The 7,085-nt window shown below is 70.1% G+C and carries 8 protein-coding genes; 4 read left to right on the top strand and 4 right to left on the bottom strand.

Annotated elements, in window-relative coordinates:
- Positions 1-238: 238 nt before the first annotated feature.
- The 3 genes from BZL64_RS27710 (at position 239) to BZL64_RS27700 (ending at position 2,143) form a co-directional block, all read left to right on the top strand.
- Entirely contained in the window at positions 239-676 is a 438-nt protein-coding gene (locus tag BZL64_RS27710) for an SPW repeat protein (protein WP_086771911.1), read from the top strand.
- A gap of 97 nt (positions 677-773) precedes the next feature.
- Positions 774-1,256: a DUF2243 domain-containing protein gene (locus tag BZL64_RS27705; RefSeq protein ID WP_086771910.1), complete on the top strand. Its 483-nt coding sequence runs from the start codon at positions 774-776 to the stop codon at positions 1,254-1,256.
- The gene (locus BZL64_RS27700) at positions 1,253-2,143 is read left to right on the top strand and encodes a cytochrome c oxidase assembly protein (protein WP_244205514.1); all 891 of its coding nucleotides are present in this window, start codon (positions 1,253-1,255) and stop codon (positions 2,141-2,143) included. Before BZL64_RS27705 ends, BZL64_RS27700 begins: the two co-directional genes overlap by 4 nt.
- Positions 2,144-2,169: 26 nt before the next feature.
- On the opposite strand, the gene BZL64_RS27695 is transcribed toward BZL64_RS27700, so the two are convergent.
- Together BZL64_RS27695 and ctaD are read right to left on the bottom strand one after the other, a co-directional pair.
- Positions 2,170-2,541: a hypothetical protein gene (locus BZL64_RS27695; RefSeq protein ID WP_244205513.1), complete on the bottom strand. Its 372-nt coding sequence runs from the start codon at positions 2,539-2,541 to the stop codon at positions 2,170-2,172.
- Positions 2,538-4,250, bottom strand: coding sequence for an aa3-type cytochrome oxidase subunit I (gene ctaD / locus BZL64_RS27690; RefSeq protein WP_208639533.1), 1,713 nt, complete (start codon positions 4,248-4,250; stop codon positions 2,538-2,540). Before ctaD ends, BZL64_RS27695 begins: the two co-directional genes overlap by 4 nt.
- A 357-nt stretch (positions 4,251-4,607) precedes the next feature.
- Here ctaD and BZL64_RS27685 point away from each other — a divergent pair, with 357 nt between their 5' ends.
- Positions 4,608-5,681 (top strand): ABC-2 transporter permease, encoded by a 1,074-nt coding sequence (locus BZL64_RS27685; RefSeq protein WP_425276077.1) that lies wholly within the window; start codon positions 4,608-4,610, stop codon positions 5,679-5,681.
- A 115-nt stretch (positions 5,682-5,796) separates the two neighbouring features.
- Here the strand turns inward: BZL64_RS27685 and BZL64_RS27680 are convergent, their stop codons facing one another.
- Both BZL64_RS27680 and BZL64_RS27675 read right to left on the bottom strand, forming a co-directional pair.
- Positions 5,797-6,237 (bottom strand): OsmC family protein, encoded by a 441-nt coding sequence (locus BZL64_RS27680; RefSeq protein WP_086771908.1) that lies wholly within the window; start codon positions 6,235-6,237, stop codon positions 5,797-5,799.
- Between the two features lie 119 nt (positions 6,238-6,356).
- Positions 6,357-7,004, bottom strand: coding sequence for a hypothetical protein (locus tag BZL64_RS27675; RefSeq protein WP_086771907.1), 648 nt, complete (start codon positions 7,002-7,004; stop codon positions 6,357-6,359).
- Between the last annotated feature and the right edge of the window lie 81 nt (positions 7,005-7,085).

Below are 7,085 nucleotides of genomic sequence, written 5' to 3'. Positions count from 1 at the left end.
CGCGCCCCGTGGTGGGCACGCGCCGGCGTGCCCACCACGGGGCGCGGTACGTCGCACACCCGGGCCCCGGTTCGCGAGGGCGCGGGGACGTCGCGCCAGGCGTCCTGGTCGAGATCCGGCGGCGGAGAAGGCGCCTTCTCCACGGCGGTTGGAGCCGGGGACAGCGGGGGTACCCGTGGGCATCGAAAGACCGGACGCTCCGGAGGTGAACGCAGTGACCACTACTCCCAGGTCGTCGATGGAGACCCATCCCGACATCGTCGCCATGCGTGCCCGACACGAGATGGCGGAACGAGCCACCAGTACCCCCATGGCGCAGGCCGTCGAGGCCCTCGCCTTCCTCACCGGTGTGTACCTCGCGGCTTCCCCGTGGATCGCGGGCTTCAGCGGCCTGTCCGCGCTGGCGGTCAACAACCTGATCGTCGGTATCGGCTATGCGCTGCTGATGAGCGGCGGCTTCGGCCGCGCCTACGAACGCACGCACAGCATGGCGTGGGCCGCCTGTGCGCTGAGCCTGTGGACGATCATCGCCCCGTGGGCGGTGGCAGGGGACGTCAGCACAACCCGGACCGTCGTGAACAACGTCATCGTCGGAGTCATCGGCCTTCTGCTGGCGCTGGCCGCGAGCGCCGTTGCCCGGGAGAGGCGGTCGCCCCGACGCGACCGTGGCATGTAGGCCCGGTCGCGGTGCGAGGAACCGTCCGAGTGCCGCGCAGGAGCACAGCACCTCATGAGGGTGCCGCGGGACACACGGCCGGGGGCGGGGACGATCGATGACCTCCCCGCCCACCGGCCGCGGCCCGCGTCCCGAGCACCGGAGGTCCCTGGCGGCAGGCCTCCTGATCGGCATGGCCGTCATGGCCGCGGCCGATGAGATCGTCTTCCACCAACTCCTGGGCTGGCACCACTTCTACGACCGGTCCACCACCGGTGTCGGTCTGCTCTCCGACGGCCTGCTGCACACCGCTGAACTCCTCGCTCTCGTCGCCGGTTTCTTCCTCTGCGCCGACCTGCTCCGCCATGGCGTCCTGGCCGCAGCGCATCTACGGGCGGGCGTCTTCCTCGGCCTGGGTGTCTTCCAGGTCTTCGACGGCATCGTGGACCACAAAGTGCTGCGGGTGCACCAAATCCGGTACGGGGTGGACGTCACCCCCTACGACTGGGCATGGAACCTGAGCGGCCTGGTCCTCCTGCTCATCGGGAGCGCCCTGACCGTGCGCGCGGCCCGCCGCGACAGGACAGGGCCGAGGAGGTGAGGCAGGCCCACCACCCCGGAGCCGCCGTCGCCGAGTGGGGCGCGGTCGCCGAACTCTGCTCGGGTGTCGCCGCTTTGGCGGCAGCCTCGGTGTACCTCCTCAGCGCCCGGCGACTGCGCCACCGTGGGGACACCTGGCCGCGGGCGCGCGATGTGGCCTTCGCCTCCGGCTGCGGCGCCATGGGCTGGGCGATGTTGACGGAGACACCGGGCGGGCCCTTCACGGGACACATGGCGCAACACCTGATCGTCGGCATGGTCGCCCCACTGCTGCTGGTTCTCGCCAGGCCCCTCACCCTGGCCCTGCGCCTCCTGCCTCCGGGCAGGGTGCGGCGCGGTCTGCTGCGGGCAGCCCACGCAAGACCCGTCGCCGTACTCCTCTCCCCGCCCGTGGCGGCGCTGGTGGACGTCGGCGGGCTGTGGCTGCTGTACCGGACCGGACTCCTCGCCGCCACGCACCAGCACCCCGTGCTGCAGGTCGTCACACACCTGCACGTTCTCGCCGCCGGGCTGATCTTCACCTTCTCGGTCTGCCAACTCGATCCGGTCCGCCGCCGCTGGAGCCTCGCGGCGCGTGGCACCGCCGTGCTGACCGTCGGCGCCACCCACTCCGTGCTCGCCAAGGGGCTGTACGGGTCACCACCGCCCGGCACGTCCTTCGCCACCCACGACCTGCGCACCGGGGCCCAGTTGATGTACTACGGCGGTGACCTCGTCGAGGTGGCACTGGCCGTCGCACTCGCCGTCCAGTGGTACGGCGCCAGGGGACGTGCCCACGCCCGCCGCTCCGCCCCTGAAATGTGGCGAGGACCTCGCGTCGGTCACGGCCGCGAGGTCAGAGGCGTGATGTCCCACCCGCCCGCGTCCCGCGGTACCCAGCGTCCGTGACATCCCGGGGCGCCGCCCGCGGCGGTCTAGCGGGCGAACACGGCGGCCGCGGCGCTCACTCCGGCGGCGCAGGCCAGGACCGCGGAGGCGACCGAGGCGTGGCGTCTGAGCAGGTCCCGCCGTAGGACGGCGTACCGGCTCTCGTACTCCTGCCGGAGCTGGGCTGCTCGGCGGAGCGTCTCCTGGAACATCAGGCGGGTCAGGTGGTTGCGTTGCCGGATGTAGTGGTGGGCGAGGTCTTCGGCCTGGGCGGTGGTGAGCCACGGCAGACGGGCGCAGAGGTCCTCGGCTTCGCGCTGGGCCTGTTCGCGGTGGACGCGGGCCAGAAGGTAGCCCTCGGCTTCGGCGGCCAGGACGCTGTCCCGCCCGTCTGGTGCGGGGTGCCACCCATGCTTCACCGCGGTTCCCCCTTGTGGTCCTCGGCGTCGATGGCGTCTCGCCGGCCGGCGTTCGCCTGCTGTTCGATATGGGCGAGTTCGGGGTGGTGCAGATCGAAGGCGGGAGACTCGGACCGAATGCGCGGCAGGGTGACGAAGTTGTGGCGCGGCGGGGGGCAGGAGGTGGCCCATTCCAGGGAGCGGCCGTAGCCCCAGGGGTCGTCGACCTCGACCCGTTGCCCCTTCTGCGCGGTCTGCCAGACGTTGTAGAGGAAGGGGAGGGTGGACAGGCCCAGAAGGAAGGCTCCGATGGAGGAGATGGTGTTGAGGGCGGTGAAGCCGTCGGCGGCGAGGTAGTCGGCGTAGCGGCGGGGCATGCCTTCGGCGCCGAGCCAGTGCTGGATCAGGAACGTGGTGTGGAAGCCGACGAACAGGGTCCAGAAGTGGATCTTCTCCAGGCGGTGATCCAGCATCGTGCCGGTCATCTTCGGCCACCAGAAGCTGAATCCGCCGAACATCGCGAAGACGATCGTGCCGAACAGGACGTAGTGGAAGTGGGCGACGACGAAGTAGCTGTCCGTCACGTGGAAGTCCATGGGCGGCGAGGCGAGGAGGACTCCGGTCAGTCCGCCGAAGAGGAACGTGACGAGGAAACCGGCCGCCCACAGCATGGGTGGCTCGAAGGAGATCGAGCCCTTCCACATCGTGCCGATCCAGTTGAAGAACTTCACCCCGGTCGGCACGGCGATCAGGAAGCTCATGAAGGAGAAGAAGGGCAGCAGCACCGCCCCGGTGGCGAACATGTGGTGAGCCCAGACGGTCGCGGACAGACCGGTGATGGCGAGGGTGGCACCGACCAGACCCATGTAGCCGAAGATCGGTTTGCGGGAGAACACCGGGATGATCTCGGTGATCACGCCGAAGAACGGCAGGGCCAGGATGTACACCTCGGGATGGCCGAAGAACCAGAACAGGTGCTGCCACAGGATGGCCCCGCCGTTCTCCGGGTCGAAGATGTGCGCGCCGAACTTGCGGTCCGCCTCCAGGGCGAAGAGGGCGGCTGCCAGGACCGGGAAGGCCAGCAGGACCAGCACCGAGGTGAGCAGCACGTTCCAGGTGAAGATCGGCATCCGGAACATGGTCATGCCCGGTGCGCGCATGCAGATGATGGTGGTGATGAAGTTGACCGCGCCGAGGATCGTCCCGAACCCGCCCAGTGCCAGCCCCATCACCCACAGGTCACCGCCCAGCTGAGTGGTGCGCTCGCCTCCGCTGAGCGGCGTGTAGGCGGTCCAGCCGAAGTCCGCGGCACCCTCCGGGACCATCAGGCTGCTGATCACGATCAGCCCTCCGAAGAGAAACAGCCAGTAGGACAGCATGTTCAGCCGGGGGAAGGCGACATCCGGGGAACCGATCTGCAACGGCATGATCGCGTTGGCGAAACCGGCGAAGGTCGGTGTGGCGAACAGCAGCAGCATGACCGTGCCGTGCAGGGTGAACGCCTGGTTGTACTGCTCGTTCGACAGCAGCTGCAGTCCTGGCCTGGCCAGCTCCGCCCTGATCGCCAAGGCCAGTGCTCCACCGATCAGGAAGAAGCCGAACGACGTGAGCAGGTAGAGGTGACCGATCTTCTTGTGATCGGTCGTGGTCAGCCAGGTGACGATCACTTCGCCCCGGCCGCGGCGTTCGGCCGCGGGCACGGGAGCGACGGGCTCGGTATGAGTCGCCATCAGATTCCTCGGTGGGCAGTGGGTGATCCCGGTCGACGGAGACGCGTTGAGGGTTACGTCCCGGTCCTGGTCTCGGTCGAGCCGGAGTTCGGGTGAGAGCGTGCGCGGGTCGGGTGAGGCCGTGTGCGGGTCGAGTGAGGCCGTGTGTATCCAGACCAGCGGAATCCACTCCCGCTGTTTCGGCACCACGCCCGGCCGCGTCCCCTTCTCAGCCGAACGATGGACGTAATCCCCCGAACGCGGCGTCAGGCTGTCCGGCCCGGCTCCCGGCCACCCGCACAGGAGCCTCTCTCCCAGACATTCCGAGGGCTCCGTGGCTCGGCAGGCCACGGGGTCCAGGCGGCTAACGTGGCCCGCATGCCCGAAATGCCCGACCATGCCGGTGGCGGGTCCTCCCCGCCGACCCGAGGGTGGGACAGGTTCAAGGAGTCCCCCTTCCTGCCCGCGGCCGTGCTCGTGCTGATCGTGACGGCGGCCGCGGCCCTGTTCGCGGGGTCGTACACCTACACCATGGCCGATCCGACACCACGCTCCATTCCCACCGCGCTGGTCGGTTCGCCCGCACAGCCGGAGGGCCGGCGGTTCCTCGGCGGCATGGAGAAGGCCCTCGACACCGCGGTGAAGATCCGTCCCTACGGCACCGTGGCCGAGGCCCGGACGGCGGTCGAGGAGCAGCGGGTCTTCGCGATCGTCGACGTGCGGAAGGGGGAACGGGCCGTCGTGCTGGACCTCTCCTCGGCGTCCGGAGCCTCGGTGGCGGAGGTACTGGCCGAGGCGGCACCCGCTGTGGGCCGGCAGACGGGCGTCGCCGTCACCGTCCGGGACATCAACCCCCTCCAGGAGGGCGATCCGCGGGGGCTGGCCATCTTCTACATCTCGCTCGCCGCCGTGATCACCGGATTCGTGGGAGCGATCCAGCTCAGCGTGCACGCGAGAGCCCTCACGCCGGTCGAGCGCATCGCCTGCACCGCCCTGTACGCGCTGCTGGGCGGGCTCGCCATCGCCGCCACGGTGGACTGGTTGCTGGGCGCGCTCGATCTGCCGTTCGCCGAGTCGTGGCTGATCCTGGCGCTCACGATGTTCACGAGCGGCATGGTCTTCACGATGTTCAACACGCTCGTGGGCCGCTGGGCGATGCTGCCGACCTGGGGGCTGATGGTGCTGCTGGGCAATCCGTCCTCGGGTGGCGCGGTGTCGTGGCCGCTGCTGCCCTCACCGCTGGGCCTGATCGGCCGCTGGCTCCCGCCGGGCGGCTCGGTGAACGCCCAGCACACGGCGGTCTACTTCGCCGGGCATCAACACGCTTTCCCCTTCCTGGTGTTGGCTGGGTGGGCCGTGGTGTCCTGCGGGGTCTTCTGGAACTGGCGTCATCGGCATCCGGGGGGCCGCGAGACCCGCCCGGACAGCGGTGCCGACGTGGGGGTCACCTGACCTCCCCGGATGCCCGAGCGGGCTGTCGGCGGCCCCTCTCCGACGGTGGTTCTCGTCCTCATCCGGAGTCACCCTGGGCTTGCGCCAGACGGAGCGAGCAGGAACAACGGCTGGTTCAGGCGTCTTCGACGGTCACGGTGACGGGCGTGCCGGTCTCCACTGTCCGGCTGACCGTGCAGAGCTTGTCGTGGGAGACCTTGACCGCTCGGGGGAGGATCGACCGGGCGCGGGCGCCGGCTTCGTCGTCCGGGAAGGCGACGGAGAAGGTGACCGCGAGGTCGGTCAGCCGGTTGCCGCTCGCGTCGCCGACCTTGTTTCCGGTCACGGTGACGTTGAATTCGGTGGGCTCGCTGTGGCGGGCGGTGGCGACGTCGACGTCCACGGCCGTGCAGCCCCCGAGCGCGGCGAGCAGCAGCTCGACCGGCGTGAAGTCGTTGTCGCCGCCGTCCGCGGAACCGGTTCCGAAACTGATCGTGCCGCCGCGCGGATTGGTGGCCGTGAAGTGTCCGGTGGCGGTCCGCTCGACGGTGACGGAGCGCAGGGTGTTTTCGGTCATGCGACGGACAGTAGTGGGCCGCACGCGTCTTCGCCGGTGGCCCTACCGGCTGACGGGTGCGTCACCCTCGTACGCCTGAGGTTCCCGTGCCGCCGTACGCGGAGCACAGCTCGGGCCGTTCAGTACCGCTGGGCCTTGGCGATCTCCGGCGTCAGCTGCGGCTCGGGGGGCTTGCGGCTGATGGCCAGGGGCTGGACGCGCTCACCCGGTGCGAGGTCCTCGGCACCGACGTAGCGGGTTTCGACGACTTTGCCGTCGGGGTCGCGGAAGTCGACCTGGACGGCGTAGGAAGCGGTGTCGTCGGAACGGTTGGTGATGTGCACGACGACGGCGAGCAGACCGCCGGTCTCCGCTCGCGGTCTGCCGGTGAGGGAGACGTCGGCGGTGGCGTTGCCCCGGCCTTCGACGTCCTTCAGTTGCTTCTCGGCGGCTGCGTTGGCGCGGGCGACGTCCGCCGACACCGAGGCCTCGAACTCCGACGCACGGGCGGATGCGGAGGACGCGGCGGCGGAGACCGACGCCTTCGCGGACTCCGCGAGCGATTCCAGGGCGGACGGCGCCGCGCCGGTGAAGGAGGCGGTGGCCGGCGCCGAGGGCCGTACGTTCGCGGACGGACTCGCGTCGCCGTCGTCGTCCGAACCGCATGCGGCGAGCGCCGTCATGCCGAGGACGGGAACGAGCGCCATCGCCGCGGTGGCCAGGGCGGGCCGCCCTCGGCGTGCCGGATGCCTTCGTCGTGACGTCGTCCTGGTCCGGTGCGTATCCATCGGTGCGGTCCTCCCGCGTCTCGCTGCACATGGCCTCGTGGCGGCTCGCGGCGCTCCGGGCCCGCCTCATGAGGCGGGGCC

The sequence above is a fragment of the Streptomyces bobili genome (assembly GCF_002154575.1).
Taxonomy (GTDB): Bacteria; Actinomycetota; Actinomycetes; order Streptomycetales; family Streptomycetaceae; genus Streptomyces; species Streptomyces bobili.
The sequence above is the reverse complement of the archived record's forward strand: the minus strand, read 5'-3'. Positions and strand labels throughout refer to the sequence as shown.